Annotated in this window: 27 protein-coding genes; 15 read left to right on the top strand and 12 right to left on the bottom strand. The window is 68.9% G+C overall.

Annotated elements, in window-relative coordinates; genetic code table 11:
* Positions 1-128: 128 nt before the first annotated feature.
* The 4 genes from mshD to AB0H32_RS05130 all read left to right on the top strand — a co-directional run bounded on the left by mshD (position 129) and on the right by AB0H32_RS05130 (position 5392).
* Positions 129-1055 carry a mycothiol synthase gene (gene mshD / locus AB0H32_RS05145; RefSeq protein ID WP_361114437.1) on the top strand — a complete coding sequence of 309 codons (927 nt, stop codon included), beginning with the start codon at positions 129-131 and terminating at the stop codon, positions 1053-1055.
* Positions 1056-1409: 354 nt separating this feature from the next.
* Complete coding sequence (locus AB0H32_RS05140; RefSeq protein WP_361114434.1) at positions 1410-3764, top strand: RNA degradosome polyphosphate kinase; 2355 nt, start codon at positions 1410-1412, stop codon at positions 3762-3764.
* Positions 3745-4959: a CHAD domain-containing protein gene (locus tag AB0H32_RS05135; protein WP_361114431.1), complete on the top strand. Its 1215-nt coding sequence runs from the start codon at positions 3745-3747 to the stop codon at positions 4957-4959. Before AB0H32_RS05140 ends, AB0H32_RS05135 begins: the two co-directional genes overlap by 20 nt.
* Before the next feature lie 19 nt (positions 4960-4978).
* Positions 4979-5392, top strand: coding sequence for an NUDIX hydrolase (locus AB0H32_RS05130; RefSeq protein ID WP_361114428.1), 414 nt, complete (start codon positions 4979-4981; stop codon positions 5390-5392).
* Positions 5393-5406: 14 nt separating this feature from the next.
* Here AB0H32_RS05130 and AB0H32_RS05125 read toward each other — a convergent pair whose 3' ends face one another.
* Entirely contained in the window at positions 5407-5580 is a 174-nt protein-coding gene (locus tag AB0H32_RS05125; RefSeq protein WP_361114425.1) for a hypothetical protein, read from the bottom strand.
* Between the two features lie 158 nt (positions 5581-5738).
* On the opposite strand from AB0H32_RS05125, the gene AB0H32_RS05120 reads away from it, so the two are divergent.
* Both AB0H32_RS05120 and AB0H32_RS05115 read left to right on the top strand, forming a co-directional pair.
* The gene (locus AB0H32_RS05120) at positions 5739-6623 is read left to right on the top strand and encodes a hypothetical protein (RefSeq protein ID WP_361114422.1); all 885 of its coding nucleotides are present in this window, start codon (positions 5739-5741) and stop codon (positions 6621-6623) included.
* Between the two features lie 95 nt (positions 6624-6718).
* A complete protein-coding gene (locus AB0H32_RS05115; RefSeq protein WP_361114419.1) occupies positions 6719-6892 on the top strand; it encodes a hypothetical protein in 174 nt (57 codons plus the stop codon).
* A gap of 38 nt (positions 6893-6930) precedes the next feature.
* On the opposite strand, the gene AB0H32_RS05110 is transcribed toward AB0H32_RS05115, so the two are convergent.
* Positions 6931-7236, bottom strand: a complete 306-nt coding sequence (locus AB0H32_RS05110) for a metal-sensitive transcriptional regulator (protein WP_356942773.1) — start codon at positions 7234-7236, stop codon at positions 6931-6933.
* A 206-nt stretch (positions 7237-7442) separates the two neighbouring features.
* Between AB0H32_RS05110 and AB0H32_RS05105 the strand changes: the two genes are divergently transcribed.
* The 3 genes from AB0H32_RS05105 to AB0H32_RS05095 are packed head-to-tail and all read left to right on the top strand — an operon-like array spanning position 7443 to position 9323.
* On the top strand, positions 7443-8063 hold the full coding sequence (locus tag AB0H32_RS05105; protein WP_067316198.1) for a DUF47 family protein: 621 nt from the start codon (positions 7443-7445) through the stop codon (positions 8061-8063).
* A 7-nt stretch (positions 8064-8070) separates the two neighbouring features.
* The gene (locus AB0H32_RS05100; protein ID WP_361114415.1) at positions 8071-9069 is read left to right on the top strand and encodes an inorganic phosphate transporter; all 999 of its coding nucleotides are present in this window, start codon (positions 8071-8073) and stop codon (positions 9067-9069) included.
* 53 nt (positions 9070-9122) lie between these two features.
* Positions 9123-9323, top strand: a complete 201-nt coding sequence (locus AB0H32_RS05095; RefSeq protein WP_361114412.1) for a DUF5988 family protein — start codon at positions 9123-9125, stop codon at positions 9321-9323.
* Between the two features lie 107 nt (positions 9324-9430).
* On the opposite strand, the gene pstB is transcribed toward AB0H32_RS05095, so the two are convergent.
* From pstB to pstS, 4 genes are all read right to left on the bottom strand, one after another.
* Positions 9431-10207 carry a phosphate ABC transporter ATP-binding protein PstB gene (pstB, locus tag AB0H32_RS05090; protein ID WP_361114409.1) on the bottom strand — a complete coding sequence of 259 codons (777 nt, stop codon included), beginning with the start codon at positions 10205-10207 and terminating at the stop codon, positions 9431-9433.
* Between the two features lie 66 nt (positions 10208-10273).
* The gene (gene pstA / locus AB0H32_RS05085) at positions 10274-11335 is read right to left on the bottom strand and encodes a phosphate ABC transporter permease PstA (RefSeq protein WP_361114406.1); all 1062 of its coding nucleotides are present in this window, start codon (positions 11333-11335) and stop codon (positions 10274-10276) included.
* Positions 11332-12339, bottom strand: a complete 1008-nt coding sequence (gene pstC / locus AB0H32_RS05080) for a phosphate ABC transporter permease subunit PstC (RefSeq protein WP_361114403.1) — start codon at positions 12337-12339, stop codon at positions 11332-11334. The genes pstA and pstC overlap by 4 nt, the downstream gene beginning before the upstream one ends.
* A 139-nt stretch (positions 12340-12478) precedes the next feature.
* Positions 12479-13609, bottom strand: coding sequence for a phosphate ABC transporter substrate-binding protein PstS (pstS, locus tag AB0H32_RS05075; protein ID WP_361114400.1), 1131 nt, complete (start codon positions 13607-13609; stop codon positions 12479-12481).
* A gap of 318 nt (positions 13610-13927) precedes the next feature.
* On the opposite strand from pstS, the gene AB0H32_RS05070 reads away from it, so the two are divergent.
* On the top strand, positions 13928-15487 hold the full coding sequence (locus tag AB0H32_RS05070; protein ID WP_361114397.1) for an FAD-binding oxidoreductase: 1560 nt from the start codon (positions 13928-13930) through the stop codon (positions 15485-15487).
* Positions 15488-15592: 105 nt separating this feature from the next.
* On the opposite strand, the gene AB0H32_RS05065 is transcribed toward AB0H32_RS05070, so the two are convergent.
* The 3 genes from AB0H32_RS05065 to AB0H32_RS05055 all read right to left on the bottom strand — a co-directional run bounded on the left by AB0H32_RS05065 (position 15593) and on the right by AB0H32_RS05055 (position 18286).
* On the bottom strand, positions 15593-16333 hold the full coding sequence (locus AB0H32_RS05065; RefSeq protein WP_361114394.1) for a hypothetical protein: 741 nt from the start codon (positions 16331-16333) through the stop codon (positions 15593-15595).
* Positions 16334-16349: 16 nt separating this feature from the next.
* Positions 16350-17054: a phosphatase PAP2 family protein gene (locus AB0H32_RS05060; RefSeq protein WP_361114391.1), complete on the bottom strand. Its 705-nt coding sequence runs from the start codon at positions 17052-17054 to the stop codon at positions 16350-16352.
* Between the two features lie 230 nt (positions 17055-17284).
* Complete coding sequence (locus AB0H32_RS05055) at positions 17285-18286, bottom strand: bifunctional lytic transglycosylase/C40 family peptidase (protein ID WP_361114388.1); 1002 nt, start codon at positions 18284-18286, stop codon at positions 17285-17287.
* A 172-nt stretch (positions 18287-18458) separates the two neighbouring features.
* On the opposite strand from AB0H32_RS05055, the gene AB0H32_RS05050 reads away from it, so the two are divergent.
* Genes AB0H32_RS05050 through AB0H32_RS05040 form a run of 3 tightly spaced genes read left to right on the top strand, consistent with a single transcriptional unit; the run spans position 18459 to position 21797 of the window.
* Complete coding sequence (locus tag AB0H32_RS05050; RefSeq protein ID WP_361114385.1) at positions 18459-18956, top strand: hypothetical protein; 498 nt, start codon at positions 18459-18461, stop codon at positions 18954-18956.
* A gap of 13 nt (positions 18957-18969) precedes the next feature.
* Positions 18970-21213: a hypothetical protein gene (locus AB0H32_RS05045; protein WP_361114382.1), complete on the top strand. Its 2244-nt coding sequence runs from the start codon at positions 18970-18972 to the stop codon at positions 21211-21213.
* 41 nt (positions 21214-21254) lie between these two features.
* Positions 21255-21797 (top strand): hypothetical protein, encoded by a 543-nt coding sequence (locus tag AB0H32_RS05040; protein ID WP_361114379.1) that lies wholly within the window; start codon positions 21255-21257, stop codon positions 21795-21797.
* Positions 21798-21839: 42 nt separating this feature from the next.
* Here AB0H32_RS05040 and AB0H32_RS05035 read toward each other — a convergent pair whose 3' ends face one another.
* Both AB0H32_RS05035 and AB0H32_RS05030 read right to left on the bottom strand, forming a co-directional pair.
* Positions 21840-22607, bottom strand: coding sequence for a trypsin-like peptidase domain-containing protein (locus AB0H32_RS05035; protein WP_361114376.1), 768 nt, complete (start codon positions 22605-22607; stop codon positions 21840-21842).
* 71 nt (positions 22608-22678) lie between these two features.
* Positions 22679-23143: an ATP-binding protein gene (locus AB0H32_RS05030; RefSeq protein ID WP_361114373.1), complete on the bottom strand. Its 465-nt coding sequence runs from the start codon at positions 23141-23143 to the stop codon at positions 22679-22681.
* Positions 23144-23346: 203 nt separating this feature from the next.
* Here AB0H32_RS05030 and AB0H32_RS05025 point away from each other — a divergent pair, with 203 nt between their 5' ends.
* Together AB0H32_RS05025 and AB0H32_RS05020 are read left to right on the top strand one after the other, a co-directional pair.
* Positions 23347-24192 carry a helix-turn-helix transcriptional regulator gene (locus tag AB0H32_RS05025; RefSeq protein ID WP_361114370.1) on the top strand — a complete coding sequence of 282 codons (846 nt, stop codon included), beginning with the start codon at positions 23347-23349 and terminating at the stop codon, positions 24190-24192.
* Positions 24192-24545 carry a DUF397 domain-containing protein gene (locus tag AB0H32_RS05020; protein ID WP_361114367.1) on the top strand — a complete coding sequence of 118 codons (354 nt, stop codon included), beginning with the start codon at positions 24192-24194 and terminating at the stop codon, positions 24543-24545. Before AB0H32_RS05025 ends, AB0H32_RS05020 begins: the two co-directional genes overlap by 1 nt.
* Here the strand turns inward: AB0H32_RS05020 and AB0H32_RS05015 are convergent.
* Entirely contained in the window at positions 24535-25149 is a 615-nt protein-coding gene (locus AB0H32_RS05015) for a hypothetical protein (RefSeq protein WP_361114364.1), read from the bottom strand. The genes AB0H32_RS05020 and AB0H32_RS05015 overlap by 11 nt on opposite strands.
* Positions 25150-25159: the final 10 nt, after the last annotated feature.

Genomic DNA, 25159 nt, shown 5'->3' with positions numbered 1-25159 from the left:
GCGCAGCCTAGGGTCAACGCGCGTAGCGCAACAGGGTGTTCATGGTTACATCCTGGTTTCCCTTTGCCCTTTCCTTTACCCGCTGCGCTGTCGCCCCTTCGCCCCTCACGCCCCGTACCCTCGTACGCATGAGCAGCGACGACGCCGTACGGCCCTTCCCCTCCCGCTCCATCGAGACCTACGCCGAACTCGGCCCGGGCCAGGCCGAGGCCGTGCGCGGACTGCTCGCCGAGGCCGCCCGGGTCGACGGGCAGCATCCGGTGTCCGAGCAGGGGCGCCTGCAGCTGCACGGCGGCACCCGCGACGGCGTGTCGCATCTGCTCCTGACCGTCGGGGACGAACTCGTCGGCTACGCCCAGCTGGAGGACACCGACCCGGTGGAGGCGCCGGCCGCAGAACTGGTCGTCCACCCGGCGCACCGCGGGCACGGGCACGGACGGGCGCTGGGCTCGGCGCTGCTGGCCGCCTCGGGCAAGCGGCTGCGGGTGTGGGCGCACGGCGGGCACTCCGCCGCCCGGCACCTCGCCCAGGTGCTGGGGCTGACCCTCTTCCGTGAACTGCGCCAGATGCGGCGGCCGTTGGCGGGCCTGGAGCTGCCCGATCCGCAGCTGCCGCAGGGCGTGGGCGTGCGCGCCTTCGTGCCCGGCAAGGACGACACGGCCTGGCTCGCGGTCAACGCGGCCGCCTTCGCGCACCACCCCGAACAGGGCTCGCTGGCCCAGCGCGACCTGGACGACCGCAAGGGCCAGCCGTGGTTCGACCCGGCCGGTTTCTTCCTCGCCGAGCGGTCCGGGGAGCTGGTCGGCTTCCACTGGACCAAGGTGCACGCCGAGGAGGGGCTCGGCGAGGTGTACGTGCTCGGGGTCCGGCCGGGCGAGCAGGGCGGCGGCCTCGGCAAGGCCCTGACCACGATCGGCCTGCGCCACCTGGCCGGGCTGGGCCTGCAGACGGCGATGCTCTATGTGGACGCCGACAACAAGGCGGCGGTCTCGGTGTACGAGCGGCTGGGGTTCACCACGTACGAGACCGACCTGATGTACCGCACCGAGACGTGACACAAGCCCAGGTGAGGGCCGGTCGCAGCCCAAGCCGGGGACGGCGGTGACGCAGGCCCGGGGACGGCCGTGACGCAGGCCCGGGGAGGCCGTGGCCCGGGCGGGGCGGGCGGCCGTGGGCCCGGCGGGGCGGGCGGCCGTCCGGATGGCCGCCCCGCCCTCGTACCGCGCCGCGGTGGGTGAGCCGCCCTCCCCCGCCGCTGCCGGATCCTTTCTCCCGCTCCGGCGCCGGGCGGCCCGGGACCGAGGCAGTCCGTAGCTTTCGCTACGTATACGCCGTCGAGCCGCCCCGCGATATCCCGCACGTCATGTCTCCGTAACCATTGATTCAGCCGGGCTTGCGACGCTCGGTCAATGAAGCCCGCCGTGCCAGAGCCTTCGCCGCCCCCCGAGGGACCCGGGAGAAACGGTGTCGTGACGCTCCCACCCGCACGTTCCGACGCGCCCGTATCGCCCCTGGCGCGGAAGAATGGGGTCATGAGTCAGCAAGACACCCAGGCAGAGGTCCAGCACCCGCAGCCCTCCGTGGGCTCCATAGCCGCGCACCGGCCGCACACCGTTGCAGCGAACGTCTCCGACCTGGAACCCGACATCGATGCCGACCTCGACGCGTACGAGGAGGCACCGGGTGAGGGTGCCCCACTGCCGCTCGGCCGTTTCCTCGACCGGGAGCGCAGCTGGCTCGCGTTCAACGAGCGCGTCCTGGAGCTGGCCGAGGACCCGGACACACCGCTGCTGGAGCGCGCGAACTTCCTGGCGATCTTCGCCAGCAACCTGGACGAGTTCTTCATGGTCCGGGTGGCCGGCCTGAAGCGCCGTATCGCGACCGGCGTCGCCACCCGTTCGGCCTCCGGCCTCCAGCCCCGCGAGGTGCTGGAGATGATCTGGGCCCGCTCGCGCGAGCTCATGGCCCGGCACTCCGCCTGCTACCACGAGGACATCGCCCCCGCCCTCGCGGAGGAGGGCATCCACCTGGTCCGCTGGAGCGAGCTGACGGACAAGGAGCAGGCACGGCTCTTCACGCTGTTCCGGCACCAGATCTTCCCGGTCCTCACACCGCTGGCCGTGGACCCCGCGCACCCGTTCCCGTACATCTCGGGCCTGTCCCTGAACCTGGCCGTCGTCGTACGCAACCCGGTCAGCGGCCACAAGCACTTCGCGCGCGTGAAGGTGCCGCCGCTGCTGTCCCGCTTCCTGGAGGCCGCGCCCGGCCGGTACGTCCCCATCGAGGACGTCATCGCCGCGCACCTGGAGGAGCTGTTCCCGGGCATGGAGGTGGTCGAGCACCACGCCTTCCGCCTGACCAGGAACGAGGACCTGGAGGTCGAGGAGGACGACGCCGAGAACCTCCTCCAGGCGCTGGAGAAGGAACTCATGCGGCGCCGCTTCGGCCCGCCGGTGCGCCTGGAGGTCGAGGAGTCCATCGACCGCGAGGTGCTTGACCTGCTCGTGCGCGAGCTGAAGATCTCCGAGGCCGAGGTGTACCCGCTGCCGGGTCCGCTCGACCTCACCGGCCTGTTCCGCATCCACGGCCTGGACCGGCCGGAGCTGAAGTACCCGAAGTTCATCGCGGGCACCCACCGTGACCTGGCCGAGGTCGAGTCGGCCTCGGCGCCCGACATCTTCGCGGCCCTGCGCAGCCGGGACGTCCTCCTGCACCACCCGTACGACTCGTTCTCGACGTCCGTGCAGGCCTTCGTGGAGCAGGCGGCCGAGGACCCCGACGTCCTCGCGATCAAGCAGACCCTCTACCGGACCTCCGGCGACTCCCCGATAGTCAACGCGCTCATCGACGCCGCCGAGGCCGGCAAGCAGGTTCTCGTCCTGGTCGAGATCAAGGCCCGCTTCGACGAGCACGCCAACATCAAGTGGGCGAAGAGGCTGGAGGAGGCCGGCTGCCACGTCGTGTACGGCCTGGTCGGACTCAAGACCCACTGCAAGCTGTCCCTGGTGGTCCGCCAGGAGGGCGACACGCTGCGCCGCTACAGCCACGTCGGCACGGGCAACTACCACCCGAAGACGGCGCGCCTGTACGAGGACCTCGGCCTGCTGACGGCGGACCCGCAGGTCGGCGCGGATCTCTCGGACCTCTTCAACCGCCTGTCCGGCTACTCCCGGCGCGAGACCTACCGGCGGCTGCTGGTCGCCCCCAAGTCCCTGCGCGACGGCCTGATCTCGCGGATCAACAAGGAAGTCCAGCACCACCAGGCGGGCCGCCCGGCCTTCGTCCGCATCAAGGTCAACTCGATGGTCGACGAGGCGATCATCGACGCGCTCTACCGGGCGTCCCAGGCAGGCGTGCCGGTGGACATCTGGGTGCGGGGCATCTGCGCGATCCGCCCGGGTGTCCCGGGCCTGTCGGAGAACATCCGGGTCCGCTCCATCCTCGGCCGCTTCCTCGAACACTCCCGGGTGTTCGCCTTCGGCAACGGCGGCGAACCCGAGGTGTGGATCGGCAGCGCCGACATGATGCACCGCAACCTCGACCGCCGGATAGAGGCCCTGGTCCGGGTCACCGACCCCGGCCACCGGGCGGCCCTGAACCGGCTGCTCGACACCGGCATGTCCGACAGCACCGCCTCCTGGCACCTCGGCCCCGACGGCGAGTGGACCCGGCATGCGACCGACGCGGACGGACAGCCCCTGCGAAACGTTCAGGAGATGCTCATAGACGCCCGGAGGCGCCGGCGTGGCACAGCAACACCTTGACCCGACGGACCCCACGGCCAAGGCGGTGACCGGGGAGGCTCTCGCCGGCTACCTGCGCGCCCAGGCCACGGAGTTCCTCCGCGCGCTGCGCCTGCACCGGGAGACCGGCGGCACCGCGGCGGGCGGCGCGGAGGAGTCCGTCGACGCGGCCCGGGCCCTGCGCCACTCGGCCCGCCGCATCAGCGGCAGCCTGCACACGTTCCGCCCGCTGCTGGACGCGGACTGGTCGGAGGAGATGCGCCCCGAACTGGCCTGGTTGTCCGGCACGTTGGGCCTGGAGCACGCGTACGGGTCCCGCCTGGAACGCCTGTTGCTGGCGCTGCACCGGTTGTCGGGGGCGACGGCGTTCCCCGGGCAGACGGTGAGCGACACGACGGGCGGCCGTGGCAGAGCTGCGGCTGCGGCCACGGCCGACACAGCCGGCGCGAGTGCCGCCGCGGCCGTGGGCAGTCGTGCCGCCGGGGCGGCACGGGTGGGCGGTGGGGGTGCCCCCGCGCGAGGGAAGTCGAGCGTGGGGGAGGCACTTGCCAACGCCACTGGCCCCGCCAACCCGACGCCCACCGTGGAACGCGGCAACCTCACCGTCGGCGCGGCCAAGGCAGGCGCCCTGCTCGAACGCCAGCTCACCCTCGCCCGGACACGGGCCCACTCCACGGCCCTCCAGGCCCTCGGCTCCTCCCGCTTCCACGCGGTCGCCGACAAGGTCGCCGTACTCGCCAGCGAGGTCCCCCTCACCCCCACCGCCCCCACGACCGACCTGCGCCCCCTGGCCGACGCCGCCGAGGAGCGCCTCACGGACGCCGTCGCCGCCCTCCCCCTGATCACCGCAGGCCACCCCTACAACGCGGAGGCCCTGGTCCACGGCCTGTCCCCGGACCCGTCCCCGCACCCCCAGGACGGGCCCTGGCACCAGGTCCGCCTGCTGCTGCGCCTGCACCGGTACGCCCGGGAGGTGCTGTGCCAGGGCGACGCACCGGTGGACGTGCGGCTGCTGGCGGCGGGTCAGGCGCTGAACCGGCACCGGGACGCCTCGGAGGCGGCGGCGGCGGCTGCGCAGGCGGCCCGCACACCCCGTATCGCCCCGGCGACGGCGTACGCCCTCGGCGTGCTCCACGCCGACCAGCGGCACGAGGTGGAGGCGGCCAGGTTCGCCTTCCAGCAGGCGTGGCAGAAGCAGACGGTCAGCGCACCCTGACCCCTCCCGAGGAGGCGGTGTGAACGACACCACGGTCCAGGCGGCGGGCTGCGTGCTGTGGCGCCGCTCGCCGGTGGACGGCGGGCTGGAGATCTGTCTGGTCCACCGGCCGAAGTACGACGACTGGTCGCATCCCAAGGGCAAGCTCAAACGGGGTGAGGACGCGCTCGCCGGCGCCCTGCGCGAGGTCGCGGAGGAGACGGGGTACGCGGCCGACCCCGGCCCCGAGCTGCCGACCGTGCGCTATCTGGCCAACGGACGCCCGAAGCGGGTGCGCTACTGGGCGGCCGAGGCGACAGGGGGGCACTTCACCCCGAACGCGGAGGTGGACCGCATCCTGTGGCTCTCCCCCGGCGCGGCCCGCAGCCGGCTGACCCAGCCCCGCGACCGCGACCTCGTGGACTCCCTCGGCCACCCCATCGAACAGATGTGAGCCCAGAGGCGGGCTCACGCCCCCGCCACATGCACCTCCCCGTCCGTCCGGGCCTGACTGCGGGCCCGGCGGGCGGGGCCGCGCCAGCCGCACGTACAGCGGGCCAGACAGAAACGGCCCTGCTCGGTCGTCGTAGTGAGGTGTTCCTGCCCCTGCCGGACTCGCTCCGGCCCGTCCTGCTGCGCCACGGCGACAACGTTACCGACCCGCGCGGTTAAAAGGCTTGTATGGCCATTCCCCGCCCCCCGGTACGGCCCGGGCGGCGCGTGACGGCACCCCCTTACTCGTCGTTAACCGGAACGACAGGGGGCCCGTGACGGACGTACCGGCTGGGGGTAGGCAGGCGATGGATCGGCGGCAGCAGCACAGGCGCGCAGGCAGGACGGTCGTCGCGGTGGGGATCATGGTCGGTCTCGGGGCGGGTGCCACGGGGTGCACCGGCAGCGGGGCGGCGGCGGAGGGCGTGAGCAGCGCGGTCGGCGACCCGGTGGCCGCCCTGCAACGCGCCGCCGACACCCTGCACGGGGCGGGCACCTCCAAGGCCACCACATCCATGGAGATGGCGACCGGCGGCACCAGGGTCACCATCCGCGGCAGGGGTGTCTACGACTACCGGCACCGGATCGGCCGGCTGACCGTCGTGCTGCCGGAGGATCCGGCGGGCACCTCCGAACACCGGCCCATCACCGAACTCCTCGCCCCGGGCGCCCTGTTCATGAAGAACCGGGGCGCGGGGGTGCCCGCCGACAAGTGGGTGCGGGTGGAGACCGCGAGCCTGTCCGACGGCAACCTGGTCACCGGTGGCGTGACCGACCCGTACGCCGCCGCCGAGCTGCTGCGCGGGACCCGCAGGGCGACCTATGTGGGGCGGACCGAGGTCGCCGGGACGCCGGTGCGGCACTACCGGGGCACCGCGGATCTGACCACCGCGGCGGCCTCCGCCTCGGCTGACGACAAGGCCCCCCTGCGGGCGGCGGCCAAAGGGTTCGCTTCGGCCGAGGTGCCGTTCGACGCCTATCTGGACGACGAGGGCCGCATCCGCAAGCTGCGCCAGCGCTTCAGCTTCGTCAACGGCCGGGAGAAGGCCAGCGTGGCGGTCGCCTCGACCACGCTGCTGTACGACTTCGGCACCCCTGTCGACGTGCGCCTGCCGCGTCCGCAGGACATCTACGCGGGCCGGATCGCCGAGAACGGGAGCGGCGGCGACGGCGGGAACCAGCCTGCGCACTAGTCCGGAACCCCACCCTTGAACTAGCCCGTCCGTGCCATGCGCGGTGTGTAGACCACTCCCTACTCTAGGAAGTCGGTGACGGCAGAGATGAGGTGATGCACGTGGCTCCGGTCGGCGGTACGGCAGTTCAGGACCACGTGGCCCTCGCCGAGATCGATCTGTGCGGAGAGCTGATCATCGCGGCCTCGGCCGCCGAGGACCGGCTCAGCCTGGAGTGCATCGACGCGGTGCTGCGGGTGGCCGAGGAGCGGGAGACCGCGGGCGCCTGAGGCCCGCCGGCGCCCTCGGCCCGGACGAGTGCCCCGGCTCAGGTGCGCAGCAGCCGGCCGATCGCCTTCGTGGCCTCCTCCACCTTCGCGTCGATCTCGTCGCCGCCCTTGAGCGCCGCGTCGGCGACGCAGTGCCGCAGGTGCTCCTCCAGCAGCTGCAGGGCGAAGGACTGCAGGGCCTTGGTGGACGCGGAGACCTGGGTGAGTATGTCGATGCAGTAGGTGTCCTCGTCGACCATGCGCTGCAGGCCGCGGATCTGGCCCTCGATCCGGCGCAGCCGCTTGAGGTGCTCGTCCTTCTGCTTGTGGTAACCGTGCGTGGCGCCGGCCTCGGTCGTCGTCATCGCGGGCCTCCATATCGGGACGAACTGCGGATACATACCCCTGGTGGGTATATGGTAACGAATTTTGCTGGGTAAAGGGCCCTTGGTACGCCCCGCTGCTGATCACCGTGCCCCATGGGCGACACTGGGGGACGGCCCGATAGCCGTGGCCGAATGTTGCGCCTAGCATCAGCCTGACCGAAACCGAAGCACCCCGAGGACCACACGTGCGCTTTCGTCTGACCCCCAGGGAGACGAGCTTCTACGACATGTTCGCCGCATCCGCGGACAACATCGTCACCGGCTCGAAACTCCTGATGGAACTGCTCGGGGCGGACGCGTCTGCCCGGGCCGAGATCGCAGAGCGTATGCGGGCCGCGGAACACGCAGGTGACGACGCCACGCACGCGATCTTCCACCAGCTGAACTCCTCGTTCATCACGCCCTTCGACCGCGAGGACATCTACTCCCTCGCCGGTTCCCTCGACGACATCATGGACTTCATGGAGGAGGCCGTCGACCTGGTCGTCCTCTACAACATCGAGGAGCTGCCGAAGGGCGTCGAGCAGCAGATCGAGGTGCTGGCCCGGGCGGCCGAGCTGACGGCGGAGGCGATGCCGAACCTGCGCACGCTGGACAACCTCACCGAGTACTGGATCGAGGTCAACCGGCTGGAGAACCAGGCCGACCAGATCCACCGCAAGCTGCTGGCCCACCTCTTCAACGGCAAGTACGACGCGATCGAGGTGCTCAAGCTGAAGCAGATCGTGGACGTCCTGGAAGAGGCGGCGGACGCGTTCGAGCACGTGGCGAACACGGTGGAGACCATCGCCGTCAAGGAGTCCTGAGGCGTCGATGGACACCTTCGCTCTCATCGTGACCATCGCGGTCGCGCTCTTCTTCACGTACACGAACGGCTTCCACGACTCGGCGAACGCGATCGCGACGTCGGTGTCGACACGGGCGCTGACCCCGCGCGCGGCGCTCGCCATGGCCGCGGTGATGAACCTCGCAGGTGCCTTCCTGGGCTCCGGGGTCGCCAAGACGGTCAGCGAGGGCCTGATCGAGACGCCCAAGGGCTCCCAGGGGATGGGCATCCTCTTCGCCGCCCTGCTCGGCGCGATCGTCTGGAACCTGGTCACCTGGTACTTCGGCCTGCCCTCCTCGTCCTCCCACGCCCTCTTCGGCGGCCTGGTGGGCGCGGCCCTGGCGGGCGGCACGACCGTGCTGTGGAACGGCGTCCTGGACAAGGTCGTCATCCCGATGTTCCTCTCGCCGGTCGTCGGTCTGATCGTCGGCTACCTGGTGATGACGGCCATCCTGTGGCTGTTCCGCCGCTCCAACCCGCACAAGGCCAAGCGGGGCTTCCGCATAGCCCAGACCGTCTCGGCGGCCGGCATGGCCCTCGGTCACGGTCTCCAGGACGCCCAGAAGACGATGGGTGTCGTGGTGATGGCACTGGTGATTTCCGGCCACCAGACCTACGGCGATCCGATCCCGGTCTGGGTGAAGGTCGTCTGCGCGCTGATGCTGTCGCTGGGCACCTACGCGGGCGGCTGGCGCATCATGCGCACGCTGGGCCGCAAGATCATCGAACTCGACCCTCCGCAGGGCTTCGCCGCCGAGACGACCGGCGCGTCGATCATGTTCACCACGGCCTACCTCTTCAAGGCGCCGATCTCCACGACCCATGTGATCACCTCGGCGATCATGGGCGTGGGCGCGACCAAGCGCGTCAACGCAGTCCGCTGGGGCGTCGCCAAGAACATCGTCCTGGGCTGGTTCATCACCATGCCGGCGGCCGGCCTGGTCGCGGCCCTGGCCTTCGGAATCGTGAAGCTGACGGCTCTGTAGCGGGCCGGACCCCCTCGAGATGCGGTAGTCGCCCCAGTGGCAAGACTGGACATATGACTACCAAGGCACTCCTCGAAGGCGGGCCGGACGATCTGGCGGGCACGACCGTGCCGATCGTTCCCCCCGGTCAAGAGCTGAAGATCCCGCACACCGGCGGATACGAGCACTACAAGGTCACCTCACGGCACGAGGACACCTCGGACGGGCGGGTCACCGTCTACCGATGGTGGGAACGGACCGAAGTGGCCGAGTGAAACGCTGCGGGCCCGCCCCCGGGAGCCAGGGGCGGGCCCTTTTGCATCCTCGCGGTGGCACCGCCATGCAGCACCGCGAGGGGTTCTAGTGGAGGAACCTCACCGGCTCAGCCGAAGCGGCCGGAGATGTAGTCCTCCGTGGCCTGGACCGAGGGGTTGGAGAAGATCCGCTCGGTGTCGTCGATCTCGATCAGCCGGCCCGGCTGTCCGACGGCGGCCAGGTTGAAGAAGGCCGTACGGTCCGAGACACGGGCCGCCTGCTGCATGTTGTGCGTCACGATGACGATCGTGAACCGTTCCTTCAGCTCACCGATCAGGTCCTCGATCGCCAGCGTCGAGATCGGGTCCAGGGCCGAGCAGGGCTCGTCCATGAGCAGGACCTTCGGCTCGACCGCGATGGCACGGGCGATGCACAGACGCTGCTGCTGACCGCCCGAGAGGCCCGAGCCGGGCTTGTTCAGCCGGTCCTTGACCTCGTTCCAGAGGTTCGCGCCCTTGAGGGACTTCTCGACGATGTCGGTGAGCTCGGACTTCTTGTAGCTGCCGTTCAGGCGCAGGCCCGCGGCCACGTTGTCGAAGATCGACATCGTGGGGAACGGGTTCGGGCGCTGGAAGACCATGCCCACCTCGCGCCGCACCGACACCGGGTCGACGCCGGGGCCGTAGAGGTCCTCGTCGTCCAGGAGGACCTTGCCCTCGACGCGGCCACCGGGGGTGACCTCGTGCATACGGTTCAGGGTGCGCAGGAACGTCGACTTGCCGCAGCCGGAGGGGCCGATGAACGCCGTCACCGAGCGGGGCTCGACGGTCATCGAGATGTCTTCGATCGCCTTGTGGGAGCCGTAGTAGGCGGTGAGTCCGCTTACGTCGATTCGCTTGGCCATTACTTCTTCACTTCCAAGTCCGGGGGTCGCTGTGGGCCCCGCGCGGCGGTAGCCGCATATTGATGCTTAGCGACCGGTCTTCGGGGCCTTCCAGCGGGCGATGCCGCGGGCCACCAGGTTCAGGATCATCACGAAGGCGATCAGCGTGAGGGACGCCGCCCAGGCACGGTCGTAGGCCGCGTTGGCGCCCGCGCTCTGCGAGTACTGCTGATAGATGTACAGCGGCAGCGACGCCTGCGCACCCTCGAAGGGGTCGTTGTTGATGAACGGGTTGCCGAACACCAGCAGCAGCACGGGAGCGGTCTCACCCGCGATGCGGGCGACGGCCAGCATGATGCCCGTGGTGATGCCGCCGATGGAGGTCGGCAGGACCACCTTCAGGATGGTCCGCCACTTCGGCACACCGAGCGCCAGCGAGGCCTCGCGCAGCTCGTTCGGGACGAGCTTGAGCATCTCCTCCGTGGAGCGGACGACCACCGGCATCATCAGGATGGCCAGGGCCAGCGAACCGGCGAAGCCGAACGGCTCCATCTTGAAGATGAGCATCAGGCTGAGGATGAACAGGCCCGCGACGATCGACGGGATGCCCGTCATGACGTCGACGAAGAAGGTGATCGCCGACGCGAGGCGGCCGCGCCCGTACTCGACCAGGTAGATCGCGGTCATCACACCGATCGGGGCGCCGATCAGCGTGGCGAGACCGACCTGCTCCAGGCTTCCGATGATGGCGTGGTAGATGCCGCCGCCCGGCTCGGAGTCGGCGACGACACCCATGGAGTGGGTGAGGAAGTAGACGTTCAGGACCTTCACGCCGCGCGAGATGGTCACCCAGACCAGGGAGACCAGCGGGACCACGGCGACCACGAAGGCGACCCACACGAGCGAGGTGACGACGCGGTCCTTGGCCTGACGGCGGCCCTCCACCTTGGCGGCGATGCCGTAGGTGCCGAGGACGAAGAGGATCGCGGCGATCAGACCCCACTGGACCTTGCTCTGCAGGCCGGCGGCGGTGCTGATGCCGATCCCGAGGGCGAGGGAGCCGGCCGCGATGGCCCACGGCGTCCACTTCGGGAGGCTGGCGGCCCGCAGGGTGCTGGTGCGCTTGTGGCTGACGGCTGCGGTGCTCATGCGTTGGCCCCCGAGTACTCCTTGCGGCGGGCGATGATCGCACGGGCCGCGCCGTTGACCAGCAGGGTGATGACGAAAAGCACCAGGCCGGAGGCGATCAGCGCGTCGCGGCCCTGCTCGGTCGCCTCACCGAACTTGCTGGCGATGTTCTGGGCGAAGGTGCCGCCGCCCGGGTCGAGCAGGCTGGTCTGGATGTCGTAGCTCGGGGAGAGCACGGTGGCCACGGCCATGGTCTCGCCGAGGGCGCGGCCGAGGCCGAGCATCGAGGCGGAGATGACGCCGGAGCGGCCGAAGGGCAGCACCGACATGCGGACGACCTCCCAGCGGGTGGCGCCGAGGGCCAGGGCGGCCTCCTCGTGCATCCGCGGGACCTGGCGGAACACCTCGCGGCTCACGTTGGTGATGATCGGCAGGATCATGATCGCCAGCAGGATGCCGACGGTGAGCATGGCGCGGGGGGCGCCGCCGTCCCAGGAGAAGATGCCGGTCCAGCCGAGGTAGTCGTTCAGCCAGCCGTACAGGCCCTGCATGTGCGGGACGAGGATCAGGGCGCCCCACAGGCCGTAGACGATGGACGGCACCGCGGCGAGCAGGTCGATCACGTAGGCGATCGGACCGCTCAGCCTGCGCGGGGCGTAGTGGGTGAGGAACAGCGCGATCGCCACGGCGACCGGGACCGCGAGGGCCATGGCGATGATCGAGGAGACGACCGTGCCGAAGGCCAGCACCGCGATGCCGAAGCTCGGCGGCGTGAGGTTGGTGTTCCACTCGAAGGTGGTCAGGAAGTTGCCGTGGTCCTTGCTGATCGCGAGGGAGGCACGGTAGGTGAGGAAGGCCGCGATCGCGGCCATGATCACCAGCAGCAGGATGCCGGAGCCACGGGAAAGGCCGAGGAAGATGCGGTCGCCGGGGCGGGTCGCGCCGCGGGCGCTGCGCTTCAGCCTGGCCACGTCCGGCTCGGGCGTGGGCGGGGATGCGTCAGTGGTCTTTGTTGATATGTCCATCGAGGTTCTCCGGTCTGCGGAGCCACTGGGTGGGCGGCTCCATGGAGGCGATCCCCTTTCGGGGTCCGTCTCCGGGCGGCGGTGCACCGGACGGTGCGGCCCGGGTCCGGGAGGAACCGGGCCGCACTCTCGGATCAGGTCAGCTCAGGCCGGCGATGGTGGTGCGGACCTTGGCGATGATCTCGTCGGGGATCGGCGCGTAGCTGTTGTCCGACAGCAGCTTCTGGCCGTCCTCGCTGGCGATGTAGTTCAGGAAGGCCTTGGTGGCGGGCAGGGTGTCCGCCTTGTTGCCCTTGTCACAGACGATCTCGTACGTGACCAGGGTGATCGGGTAGGCACCCTCGGCCTTGGTCGCGTAGTCGAGCTTCAGCGTCAGGTCCTTGCCGGTGCCGACGACCTTGGCGGCCGCGATGTCGGCGGTGGCGCTCTCCACGGAGGGCTTGACCGGGGCCTTGGCACCGGTGGCGATGGAGACGGTGCTCATGTCCTTGGCGTAGGACAGCTCGAAGTAGCCGATCGCGCCGGAGTTCTGCTTGACGCCCTGGGCCACACCCGCGGAGCCGGAGGCCGCCTGGCCGCCCTTCGCCTGCCAGGCCTTGCCGCCGGAGTACTTCCAGTTGTCCGGGGTGGTGGCGATCAGGTACTTGGTGAAGTTGTCCGTGGTACCGGAGTCCTCGGAGCGGTGGAAGGCCTGGATCTTCAGGCTGGGAAGCTTCGCCTTGGGGTTCAGCTTCTGGATCGCCGGGTCGTTCCAGGTCTTGATCTTGCTGTCGAAGATCTTGGCGATCGTCGGGGCGTCCAGGACCAGGTTGTCGACACCCGGGACGTTGTAACCGAGGGCGATCGGGCCGCCGACCATCGGGAGGTCGATGCCCTGGCCGCCGGAGCAGACCTTCTTGGAGGCGGTGACCTCTTCCGGCTTCAGCGCGGAGTCGGAACCGGCGAACGCGAGCTGGCCCTGGTTGAAGGAGGTGACACCGGCACCGGAGCCGCCGCCCTTGTAGTTGATCTGCACGCCACAGGCCTGGGAGAACTGCTTCACCCAGGCGTCGATCGCGTTCTTCTGCGCGGAGGAGCCGTCGGCGAGCAGCTGGCCCTTGGCGTTGTCACACTTGACGGAGCCCGTGCCGGCCGACGCCGAGGACTTGCCGCCACCGGCGTTGTTGTTGCCGTTGTCGTCCGAGCCGCACGCCGTGAGGGCCAGGGCGCCGGAGACCGCGATGGCACCGAGAGACAGGGCGCGCAGCCGGTTCTTGCGCTGAAGCTTCACTTTCGGGAGTTCCTTCCAGGAGCCGCCGCTGTCGGCGGCGTGCGAGGCAAGAGAGCGCGAGCGCGTTCATGACCGCCCCCGCATCGGGTAGGGCCGAAATTAGGCAGATCAGGTGAAGCGGCCGATGGCCATAAATGAACGGGGGGTGAACCCCTGCCGTCGGCCTGGTTAGGTCACGGAATGCTTACGGGGAGGGCACATGGAGATTCCGACAGCCGGGTTACTCGGACACGTATTCGCCGTTCGTTCTCGTGTCGTGGGAACCCCTGTGCGCACGCCGTCGTCTCGTCCCAGGAGAGCCGAGGAAGGGCGAGGGACATGGAACGGCGAGCGTTCATATCGGGCGGCGCGGCCGCACTGGCTGCGACCGCGCTGACGGGATGCAGTTCTGGCTCGGGCACGTCCGCCGGATCCTCGACGCGCGCTTTCTCATCCTCCGGTACGCCCCTGAAGACCACCAGCCAGGTCGCCGCCGCGAACTGGGCGGCTCTCGCCCGTGACCTCGACGGCCCTCTGGTACGCCCCGGGGACACCACCTGGACGACGGCCCACCAGCTGTACAACACCCGCTTCGACGGCCTGAAGCCCGCCGCGGTCGCCTATGTCTCCCACGCCGACGACATCCGTACGACCCTGGCGTACGCCCACGCCCACCAGATCAAGGTGTCGATCCGCAACGGCGGACACTCCTACGCGGGCTACTCCTCCGGCGACAACCGGCTGATCCTCGACGTGTCCAGGCTGAACCGGATCCGGGTGAGCGGCGGACAGGCGGTGGTCGGCGCCGGCTCCAAGCTGATCGACGTCTACCGGACGCTCGGCGCGAAGGGCGTGACCATACCCGCGGGCTCCTGCCCGACCGTCGGCGTCTCCGGCCTGGTCCTCGGCGGCGGCCACGGTGTCGCCTCCCGCGCCTACGGCCTGACCTGCGACAGCCTCACCCAGGCGACGCTCATCACCGCCGACGGCACGCAGGTGACCGCCGATGCGAAGAACCACTCCGACCTCTTCTGGGCGCTGCGCGGGGCGGGCAACGGAAACTTCGGCGTCGTCACCGAGCTGCACTTCAAGACGCACGCGGCACCGCAGGCGGTCACCGCGTACATGACGTGGTCGTGGTCCCAGGCGGCCGCGGTGATCAAGGCCTGGCAGGAATGGGGCCCGTCCCAGCCGGACGAGATCTGGTCCTCGCTGCACCTGGCGAACACCCCGGGCGGCACCCCGACGATCTCCGTGGCCTGCTTCTCCCTCGGCACCTACGGCGAGCTGCAGAACGCGGTGGACCAGCTGGCGCACAAGGCCGGCGCCGACGCCCGCTCCGTGACCCTGCGCCGCCGGGGCTACGAGGAAGCGATGGAGATCTACGCCGGCTGCTCCTCCTTCTCCACGGACGCCCAGTGCCACCTGCCGGGCTCCACCCCCGGCCGTTCCCCCCAGGGCCGCCTGGGCCGGGAGACCTACGCGGCCCGCTCCGACTTCTTCGACCGTTCCCTGTCCTCGGCGGGCATCCAGACCCTGCTGAGGCAGATCGGCTCGGTCCGGGGCGGAGCGGGCAGCATCGCGTTCACCGCGCTGGGCGGCGCCGTCAACCGCGTCAGCCCCACGGCGACGGCCTTCGTCCACCGCCGCTCGCGCATGCTGGCGCAGTACATCGCGTCCTGGGGCGCGGGAGGCACCGGCTCCTCGGCCCAGGCGTGGCTCACCTCGGCCCACAACGCGATGAAGCCGTACGCCTCCGGAGCGGCCTACCAGAACTACACGGACTCGACCCTGACGAACTGGCGCACGGCGTACTACGGGGACGCGGCCCCGCGCCTGGCCAAGGTGAAGAAGCAGTACGACCCGCAGAGGTTCTTCTCCTACGCGCAGGGCCTCTAGCTCAGCAGTCCTCCGGCTCGGCGGGCTCCGGCTCGGCGGGCTCCGGCTCAGCCGGCCTCGCGCTCAGCCGGCCCGAGCCGGCCTCGTGCTGCGCAGACCCCTGACTCAGCAGTGGCACAGCACGTCCACCACGACGGCCTCGGGACCGAGGTCGTCGAGGTAGGCGTTGGCCCGCTCCCAGTAGCCGTCGCCGTCCGCGTCCCACCAGCTGCCGTCCAGGGTGAGCAGGGCGTAGCCCGGCACCGCGGTGTGCAGCGCGCCCTGGCGGCGGGCTTCGTGCTCCCCCGCGAAGTAGGCGACCGGGTCGGTGGTCAGGAACGACATGTCGAAGTGCGGATCTCCCGCGACGGCCCGCTGGGCCACCTCCTGCACCAGGGGCTGGAGCAGATGGTCCTCCTTGGCCTGGGCCAGGGGGTAGCCGCCGGGGTCGGACTCGTGACGGGTGAGGAACTCGGAGAGCGGGCGGGCCGGCGGATGCAGCGCGGCCAGTTCGTCCCATGCGGCGGACAGCGCGTCGTGCTGCCCCACCGCCCGGCGCCGCATGGCGTCGAGGTCGAGCAAGCCGCGTGGGCCGCCGTAGCACTCCAGCGGGCCGAGGGGCGCCAGGTCGACCTTGCGGCGGGGCACGGCGGAGGCCGTGACGAGTCTGCGGTCGCCGTCGTGCGCGGGCAGGACGAGATAGGGGGACTCGGCAGGGACGTGGATGATCCACCAGTCCCATTCGCCGGCCGGGTTCCACTCCTCGGTGCCGTTGATGTCGTACGGCGCCATGGCGGCCGCTATCGCGCCGGGCAGCCTGCGCGGCCTGGTGGGCGGCAGGCACACCGTGGCGAAGAACTTGGTCATGCGCGGGAGCGTACGGTCACGCCGCCAGGTCGCGCTCCTCGGATTCCAGCGACGTGCGGGCGCCGGGGACCAGCGCGTCGCGCTGCTCGTCCGGCGTCGGGCGGCGCCGGACGATCCAGCCCGCCCGCGGCGACCGCTCCACCGCCTTCATCACCGGGGTGAGCAGGGCCATCGCCGGCGGGGACAGGAGCAGGGCGACCGCCGTGCCGAGCGCGAAGCCGCCGACGACGTCCGTCGGGTAGTGCACGCCCATGTACACCCGGCAGAAGCCCTCAAGGAGCGCCAGCCCGATGCCCACGATGCCGAAGCGGCGGTTGGCGACGAACATCCCGACACCGAGCGCCATGGTGATCGTCGCGTGGTCGCTGACGAAGGAGAAGTCGGTCTTGCCGGAGACGAGGACATCCAGCCCCTGGTGGTCGTTGAACGGACGGGGGCGGGCCACGAAGCCTCTGATCGGTACGTTCACCAGCACCGCGAGACCGGCTGCGAGCGGCGCCCACACCAGCGCGGCGACCGAGGACGCGGCGTCCTCGTCGGCCCGGCGGCGCACCGACCACCAGCACCACAGCACCATCAGCACCATCGCGAGCAGCAGTCCGTACTCACCCACGAACTCCATGACCCGGTCGAACCAGTGCGGCGCGTCCTTGGCCAGGCCATTGATGTCGTAGAGCAGGTCGACGTCGGGGTTCGATCCGGATTCGGCGAGTACAGCCATGGTGCTGCGGCCCCTTCGTCGTCTTCCCGGACGCACCTCGTGTGCGTCGCTCCTGCCCCCCGTGGTTCGTAGATCCGCTTCCGCTGCACTGCCGCACTGACGTCCGCTCGGCTACGTCAACAGGAACGCACAGCCCCCATTAATACGTTCCACTCTCCACTGAATGATCACGCAGACGTTATCGAAGAGAGACACGTTATTGCAGCTCAGGGGGTAGGTTCACGGACCGCTCACACCTTCGTGGGCAGTGCTTTTGCGCCATCTTCGGTGACCCGGGTGGCACCGAAGTAGTCAGGTGTGTCGATCGGGTCGAACCGGATCACGGCCCCCGACCGCGGAGCGTCGATCATGTACCCGCCGCCCACGTAGATCCCCACGTGCCGGATGGCCCGCGAGTCGGTGAGGTTGTCCGAGAAGAAGACCAGGTCACCGGGGAGGAGTTGCTCCCGCGAGGGGTGCTGGCCCGCGTTGTACTGGTCGTTGGCCACCCGGGGAAGCGTGATCCCGACCGTCTCGTAGGCGGCCTTGGTCAGGCCCGAGCAGTCGAAGCGTCCGCCCTGCTCGGCGGTACCGTCACCGCCCCACAGATACGGGGTGCCGAGCTTGCTCTGCGCGAAGCCGATGGCCCCGGCGGCCTGCCGGGTGGGATCGAGCCGCTTGACCGGGGCGGCGAAGCTCTTCTCCAGACTGCGGATGCGCTGGACGTAGTTCTGCGTCTCGCTGATGCCCGGGACGCCGCCCGCCTTTATGACCCGGTAGGCACCCGCGTTGTAGGCGGCGAGCATGTTGTCGGAGGTGTTCCCGGGAACGTCCTTCACGTACTTCGCCAGTTCGCAGTCGTACGAAGCGGCCGACGGAATCGCGTCGTTCGGGTCCCAGATGTCACGCTTGCCGTCGCCGTTGCCGTCGATGCCGTGGGTCGCCCAGGTGCCCGGGATGAACTGGGCGATGCCACGCGCGTCTGCCGGGCTGACGACCGTCGGGTTCCAGCCGCTCTCCTGGTACAGCTGGGCGGCGAGCAACGCCGGGCTGAGCGCGGGGCACAGATTGCCCCACCGCTGCACGAGCTGCTTGTAGGCGGCCGGCACGGCTCCCTTGGCGAGCCCGCGACCGCCCGTCGTCGCGCTGTTGACGAGGTTCCCGGCGACGACGTACACCCCGATGACGAGCAGCATGACGAAGCTGAGCCCGGCCCCCGCGAGGGCTCCACCGACGATCCACGCCTTACGCACCGTCAACCGCCCCTCGCCACCGGCCAGTCCACCTGGCAGCAGTCTAGAAGTGGACCGGTCCGAGCACGAGAATACGGGCTCGGATCACAGCAGCCGTGTCATGCACTTACCATGAGCAACCGCAAAGGCGGACCCGAGCGGTACGGATCGCGGGAACGGGGGAGACAAGCGGATGTCATGGGACGAGTGGGAGCAGCTCAAAGCCGACGCGAAGGGCGGCGACTCCACCCACATGCAGCTCAACCACCTGGCCGACCCGGTCGGCGGAGGCGGCAGCAGCACCTACGGTGACCTCAAGGTCAGCAACAGCGATCTCGCGCAAATCGGCAAAGAGGCTCACTCGCTCTACACCCAGCTGTGGGACAAGGCCCGGGTCGCGCAGACCACGAGCGAGTCGGCCGCCGGCGCCCTCACCAAGCAGGGATTCACCCTGGGCAAGGGCCTGAAGCACGTTGCCCAGCGCTGGGACGACCAGCTGAAGTCGCTGCTGGACGCGTGCGCTCAGATCTCCAACCACATGCACGTCACCCAGAAGATCCATGCCGGTGACAACGGCTACATCGCACGCACGATGAGCAGCATCGACACCCTGGACGCCGGATTCGACGACCGCGTGGGAGAACCGGGCAAGAAGAACCCCGCCTACTCCCCCAAGAAGAAGAAGCAGTGAGCGGGGCCGCCCAGTGAAGTTCGAAGACCTCTATCAAGCCAACTTCAAGCAGCTCGACGACGCCGTCGACGACTGGGGCCTGCTCGTCCGCAACCTGACGGACCTGCAGAAGCAGGCGAAGGACGGACTGCACAACAAGGCGGTCAAGGCCGACTGGCACGGCGTGAACGCCGCTGCCTCCAAAGAATTCATCGGCAAGACCGCCGGTGAGTTCGAGGACGCCGCCAAGGAGGCGACGTCGGTCCACAACATTCTGCAGGACACCAGGAACGAGCTGAAGCACTACAAGGAGCAACTGCACAAGGCCGTCGAGAACGGCCGCAAGAAGAACCTCACCGTGATGCCTTCGGGCGACGGCGGCTTCATCGTCACCATGACCGTCCATCCCGACCGCGCCGCGCAAGGGGCCAAGGTCCCCGATCACAGCGTCGCGGACGAGAATGCCCTGCGCGACGAGGTGCAGAAGATCCTCGACAACGCAGCGAAGAGCGACGGCACCGCGTCCGGCGTCCTCATGGCGCTCGTGGACGAGAGCAAGTACGGGTTCTCCGGCGCCGTCTACAAGGACCGCGACCAGGCGGAGAAGGCCGTGCGGGAGGCCGACGAGCTGGCGAAGCTGGCGCGGAAGGATCCGTCGAAGCTGACCCCTGCCGACTTCGACAAGATCAATGCCGGTTTGAAGCAGTATCACAACGACCCTCTGTTCGCGGAGGAGTTCGCCGAGCAGCTGGGCGCCCAAGGAACGGAGAAGTTCTGGCTCGGCCTCAATGACACCCGCGAGGACGCGCACATGGGCTACGCACGCGGATACAAGTACGCCGAGCTGCAGAAGAACCTGAGTCTGACCCTTGCCACCGCGAGCCAGTCGGACAGCGCCGGCATGACAGCGTGGAAGCAGCAGGTGATCACCACTGGCAACAAGGCGGTCGGGCCCCACGGAGACGTCCTCGGCTTCCAGGTGATGAGCAACCTGATGCGCAACGGCGACTTCGACGACACGTTCATGAACGATTACGGTCGCGCGCTGATGAAGACCGAGCGGTTCTACACGGACGACGGCAAGAACGTGGCCTGGCAGGCGAATATCTGCCCACAGCTCAACTACGAGGGCAGCGACGGCGGATGGGACCCGCTCACCGGGTACCTGAAAGGCCTGGCGAACAACCCCACGGCCGCCACGAACTTCTTCAGCGACGACTTCATCCCGCAGGACGGGGACCACAAGAAGGCCGTCTCCAACTTCGACTACCTCTTCAAGCAGCGCCAGTGGCCGATGGACATCCACAACACCCACGACGTCCACAGCATCGTCGGCCAGGACTACCTGGCCCAGGCCCTGGAAGCGGCGGCCACCGGCCACCCGGCGGGTGAGATGCCGACGATCGACACCCCGGCACACACCAGCGCCCAGACCAAGCTGTTCCAGGAGATCGTCTCCGCCACGGCGGACAAGCAGGAACTCCTCACCGACCGCGGCTACATGTCCGACAGCATGGGCCAGATCGCCTCGGAGTACCTGCCGGACATCAACCGGGCCAGCACCGACCTGCCGCACAAGGATCTGCTGTACCCCGTCGATGGCTCTGCGGCCCACCTCGATGGCCCGGATGTGAACAAATTCCTGTTCGCCGTGGGTCAGAATCCCGAGGGATATGCTGCCGTCGAAGTGGGCCAGAAGGCCTACATGTCGAATCTGATGCAATACCACTTGAACCCCGACCTGCCTGCCGACCACCGCTTCACCGGTGATCACAAACTTCTCGTGCAGACCGTCGCGGAGCGGAGCGGCGAGGTCTCCGGGATCCTCAGCCAGGGCCGCATGGAGGCCATCGGAACTGTGGCGAAGGGGAAGGACGATTCGTTCGACCACGCCGTCGCCCAGTATCAGAACCTCATCTCCGGTGGTGTCGGTACCGTCGTTGGCGTAGGCACATCATTCATCGGTTCACCCGTGGCCGGGGGCGTTGTGGGCGGGGCCGCAGGCACCGCGACAGGCGCGGCCATGCAGTGGCTGTTCCAAGACGTCCAGGGTGCCGCGGCGGATGACGCACAGGACGACCAGGGAAAGGTCTGGCAGGACGGCTTGGACCGCAACACGGAGTACACGAATCGGGCAATGGCTCAGGCAGTGAAACGCTACCACTTGAGCCCAGACCTTGTGAGCTATGCATCAAATGCGGGACATCAGGGGTATTACAACGCCCAGGCCATTATGCACGGCCAGGCGCCGGGCAGCACCGCGGACATTCCGGAATGAATAGAGAACAGTCTTTGGACACCCTCCGACGCTACGCGGGAATGCGTTCTATTGCCATTGCATCTGCGACTGTCACCCTTCTGGGAACGCTCTCCGCATGCAGCGAACACAAGGAAAAGCGTCAGTACGCAGTCCCGCACTCTCTGTGCGGGATTCCAGTCGACAACGGCATACTGGCACCGTTCATGCCGCCTGGCCGGAAGATCACAGTCAAGCAGGAACTACCCGCCGGCCTCGCAGCACGTTGCGAGGTCCGCGTCGACTCCCGCCTCGCAGTGCAGGCTTCGCAAGAGTGGCTGTCAGGGCCCAACACAGCCTCCTTCGTGGGAGGACAGGCCAATTCCAAACTCGATCACCAAGCCGAGGGCGGAAGGTTTCTCTATTCCGGCTGGGAAGCATTCGGGGAAACGCGTCGCTGCAAGAAGGAGAAACTTCTGGGCAACGACTTGTTCACCGCATTTCAGATGAACTCGTCGGACCACCAGGATGCCGACGCGATGAAGCAACTCATCACCGCATACACAAAAGCCGTCGAAAAGACAGATACATGCAAGCGCGGGCTGCCCTTCAAGTCTTCGACGTAAAATCAGTGATCACAATCGCGGAGCCGTGTGTTCGGCCGCCGGTCAGGACGCGGTGGCGTCCTTGTACAGCTCGGCCGCTTCCCTCCTGAGCACCACGCTGTACGACGTGCCCGCCGTCACCCCGCCCTTCTCGTGGCCGCCGAGGACGCCGACGACCTGGTTGTCGCCGTTGATCCAGGGGCTGCCGCTGGTACCGCCGGTGAACTCCGGGCAGTCGATGCGCTGTTGCGTGCCGCTGTGCAGGGCCGGCTTGTTGGTGCAGGTGATGGGCGCCTCGCGGGAGTCGGGGTAGCCGGTGACGGTCACGGCGGTGGCACCGGTGGCCACCCCGGCCACGAACCGGTTGGCACCCACGACGTCCTCGATCCGCTTCCCGGCCAGCGTCTCCACGAAGGCGAAGGCGATGTCGCTGTCCTCGCTCTGCTTCTTGGCCCACCCGTCGGGCAGGAAGCGCTTCCCCACCTTCCAGACCCCGTAGGGCGCCTTCCCGTCCCGGTAACCCGGCACGAAGACGAGATCGCCGTTGTCCCCGTCCACACAGTGCGCGGCGGTGACGATCAGAGTGCGCTGCGGGCTGTGGACGACCGAGGCGCTGCAGAAGTGCCCGCCGGCCAGCTTGCCGACCCGCTCCGCGTCGAACAGCGCGCCGATCCGCTTGTTCTGTGAGGTCACGTCGGCGACGGCCGTGACCCCGAAGGGCCCCGGCCCGTCCGAGGCGGCGGCCACGGACGCCGACGTCAGGGCGAGCGTCACCACAGCACACAGCAAGGCGGGACGCGAGGTGAGCCAGATGCGTGAGATGCGCTTCATCAGGCCTCACTCTCTCCCACGAAGGTGAGAAACCCGCCCCGACTTCACTGAGATTTTCCTGTGAAACCTACCTATGGCCGCTGTGCTTCTCCAGAGGGCTGCCCGGAGTGGGGTCCACGGCACTCCGCCCACAGCAGCTTTCCGCCCTTCGACGCGCCCAGCTCGCGCAGCACGGAGGCTCCCCAGGAGTCGGCACACGCCCGTACGAGGTGCAGCCCGCGTCCGGACTCGGCATCCTCCGGTGCCACGGCGGCCCCCTCCGCGCAGAAGCCGGGCGGGACCCGCGGGTCGGTGTCCCAGACGGCGACGCACAGCCGTCCCGGCTCCCTGCCGAGGAGACGCAGGGCGTAGGGCCCTCTGGTGTGCAGATGCGCGTTGGCGAGCAGCTCGGCGGCCAGGAGTTCGGCGGTTGGCGTGAGGGCCGAGAGGTCGTGCGCGGCGAGCACGGTACGCAGGGTCGCCCGTGCGATCCCCGGTGCGCGTGGATCGTGGGGGAGTTGGAGGGTGTAGGTCCAGGGCGGGGCTACGGTGGGCATGGAAGTCTCCAGTCGGTGACGGGGGTTGAGGTGCGGTGTTCGGTTGCCCAGTGGCATGCCGGTCCGTCGATCCGGTGCACTTCTGGGCGTGGCGCCCACGCCATAAGCTAGCGATTTCCGTGTAACCCTTTACACGGTTCCTGTTAAATCATCCATACATCATCCATGCGAGTGACACGCCCGGCTAGGAGGCGGACAAACCCGTGAGAAGCAACCCAACGGGTCGGCAGCTCCGCTTGGGCACCGAGCTGCGCAAACTTCGCGAGCGCGCGGGCCTCACAGCCGCGGAGGCAAGTCAACTGCTCGGTGTCAGGCCGAATCAGATCAGCAACATGGAGGCCGGACGAGCAGGCGTCAGTGCCGAGCGGGTCCGCACTCTGGCCGGTCATTACGACTGCCCGGCCTCGGCCCAGATCGAGGCGCTCGTCGGACTGACCGGGGACCGCAACCGCGGCTGGTGGGAGGAATACCGCGAGCTTCTGCCCGCCGCTCTCCTGGACCTGGCCGAGCTGGAGCACTACGCCACCCGGTTGCGCACCGCCGTTGTCGTGCACGTTCCGGGCCTGTTCCAGACGGCCGAGTACGCCCGCGAGATCTTCCGGCAGGCCGTGCCCCAACTCCCGCCGCCGGATGTCGAGCACAGGGTGTCGTTCCGGGTGAAGCGGCAGGCCGTACTGTTCCGGGACCCGCCTACCCCGCACCAGGTGATCATCCACGAGGCTGCCCTGCGCATGCGCTTCGGCGGCCCGCATGTGCTCCGAGGTCAGCTCAGGTACCTGCTGGACATGAGTAACCGCGACAACATCGACATCCATGTCCTGCCGTTCAACTCGGTGGTCTTCCCCGGCTCGGGGCAGTCGATCTACTACGCCGAAGGCCCCGTACCGGAGCTCGACACGGTCAACCTCGACCAGTCGCACGGCCCCGTGTTCCTCGACGCCGAGGCCCAGCTCGACAAGTACCGCGTCCTTCTCGACCGCATGGAGGCGGCGGCCCTGACCCCCGAGGAGTCGCAGCACTTCATCCACGACATGCTCAAGGAGCTGTGATGGAACCCTCGATGACCCAGCTCACCTGGCAGAAGTCGTCGTACTGCCCGGAGGGCAACTCCTGCATACACATAGCCACCACCCCCGGTACCGTCCACCTCACCGAATCCGCCGACCCCAGCAGAGCGGTCCTCACCACCACCCCCACCGCCTTCGGTGCCCTCCTCTCCGCACTCAAGAAGGAACCCGCTCCCGGCCTCCGGAGCGACGCCGACGCCACCCCTCTCCGCCTCCGCTCCGCGGACACCGTCGTCACCACCACCCGCGGCAAATGGAACGCCTTCGTCCTCGGCGTCCGGGCAGGCGAGTTCGATCACTTCGCGGAGAGGGAGATCCCCGCCTTCAGAGGGTGAAGGGCGACCCGTAGTCGAGGCTCTCGGACCACTCGGGTCTGTCCTCCTCGGCCAGTTCGGACATCAGGCCGTCGATGTAGGAGGAGAGGTCAGGGGCGGGGTGCGGGCCGTCGAGCCGCACGGTCAGGGCCTCGTCACCCGGCGAGGCGAGGGGCGCCTCCAGGAGTGGCAGCCGGGCGACGATGCCGTCCCAGTCGAGGGACAGGCGTGCACCCTCGTCCGCGGGAGGCGGGTCGGCCCGCCGGCCGGAGGTGAAGGCCCCTCGATGCCTGTTGAGCTCGTACACCGTGGCGGTGGCGCCGCTCGGCAGGTGAACTCCGACGAACTCGGTGACATCGAGACCGGCCGCCAGCCGCCCCCGCTGCACCGTCCACACGTTGACGCTTTCACCGAGCAGGAGGTCATTGACCGGAGTGCCGCAGCTTTCGGTGAAAGCGAGCTTGGGTTCCAGGCGCGCGCGGAGCTCGTCCACGGTGGCGTACGGCCGGACGTACCCGGTTTCGCCGATGACGCACATGGACTCTTCCAGCAGATAGAAGCTTCGCGCCGGTGCCGCACCCGCATCGGTGCGCCTGACGTCGGACTCCTCGTGAACCGGCCGCATCTCCGCCCCC

This window comes from Streptomyces sp. NPDC020362 (assembly GCF_040642095.1).
In the GTDB taxonomy this organism is placed as follows: Bacteria; Actinomycetota; Actinomycetes; order Streptomycetales; family Streptomycetaceae; genus Streptomyces.
Note: the sequence above shows the minus strand (reverse complement) of the source record. Positions and strands in the feature narration are given on the sequence as shown.

Excerpts from the sequence above, each read along its gene's own strand:
- AB0H32_RS05110 (WP_356942773.1), bottom strand. The coding sequence starts at position 7,236 with ATGACGACGACCGAGGCCGGCGCCACGCACGGTTACCACAAGCAGAAG.
- AB0H32_RS05035 (WP_361114376.1), bottom strand. The coding sequence starts at position 22,607 with ATGAAGCGCATCTCACGCATCTGGCTCACCTCGCGTCCCGCCTTGCTG.
- AB0H32_RS05020 (WP_361114367.1), top strand. The coding sequence starts at position 24,192 with ATGGAACCCTCGATGACCCAGCTCACCTGGCAGAAGTCGTCGTACTGC.
- pstA (WP_361114406.1), bottom strand. The coding sequence starts at position 11,335 with ATGAGCACCGCAGCCGTCAGCCACAAGCGCACCAGCACCCTGCGGGCC.
- AB0H32_RS05015 (WP_361114364.1), bottom strand. The coding sequence starts at position 25,149 with ATGCGGCCGGTTCACGAGGAGTCCGACGTCAGGCGCACCGATGCGGGT.
- AB0H32_RS05095 (WP_361114412.1), top strand. The coding sequence starts at position 9,123 with ATGACTACCAAGGCACTCCTCGAAGGCGGGCCGGACGATCTGGCGGGC.
- AB0H32_RS05060 (WP_361114391.1), bottom strand. The coding sequence starts at position 17,054 with ATGGCTGTACTCGCCGAATCCGGATCGAACCCCGACGTCGACCTGCTC.
- AB0H32_RS05100 (WP_361114415.1), top strand. The coding sequence starts at position 8,071 with ATGGACACCTTCGCTCTCATCGTGACCATCGCGGTCGCGCTCTTCTTC.
- AB0H32_RS05070 (WP_361114397.1), top strand. The coding sequence starts at position 13,928 with ATGGAACGGCGAGCGTTCATATCGGGCGGCGCGGCCGCACTGGCTGCG.
- AB0H32_RS05050 (WP_361114385.1), top strand. The coding sequence starts at position 18,459 with ATGTCATGGGACGAGTGGGAGCAGCTCAAAGCCGACGCGAAGGGCGGC.
- pstC (WP_361114403.1), bottom strand. The coding sequence starts at position 12,339 with ATGGACATATCAACAAAGACCACTGACGCATCCCCGCCCACGCCCGAG.
- AB0H32_RS05065 (WP_361114394.1), bottom strand. The coding sequence starts at position 16,333 with ATGACCAAGTTCTTCGCCACGGTGTGCCTGCCGCCCACCAGGCCGCGC.
- AB0H32_RS05115 (WP_361114419.1), top strand. The coding sequence starts at position 6,719 with ATGCACGTGGCTCCGGTCGGCGGTACGGCAGTTCAGGACCACGTGGCC.
- AB0H32_RS05040 (WP_361114379.1), top strand. The coding sequence starts at position 21,255 with ATGCGTTCTATTGCCATTGCATCTGCGACTGTCACCCTTCTGGGAACG.
- AB0H32_RS05120 (WP_361114422.1), top strand. The coding sequence starts at position 5,739 with ATGGATCGGCGGCAGCAGCACAGGCGCGCAGGCAGGACGGTCGTCGCG.
- mshD (WP_361114437.1), top strand. The coding sequence starts at position 129 with ATGAGCAGCGACGACGCCGTACGGCCCTTCCCCTCCCGCTCCATCGAG.
- AB0H32_RS05140 (WP_361114434.1), top strand. The coding sequence starts at position 1,410 with ATGAAGCCCGCCGTGCCAGAGCCTTCGCCGCCCCCCGAGGGACCCGGG.
- pstB (WP_361114409.1), bottom strand. The coding sequence starts at position 10,207 with ATGGCCAAGCGAATCGACGTAAGCGGACTCACCGCCTACTACGGCTCC.
- AB0H32_RS05030 (WP_361114373.1), bottom strand. The coding sequence starts at position 23,143 with ATGCCCACCGTAGCCCCGCCCTGGACCTACACCCTCCAACTCCCCCAC.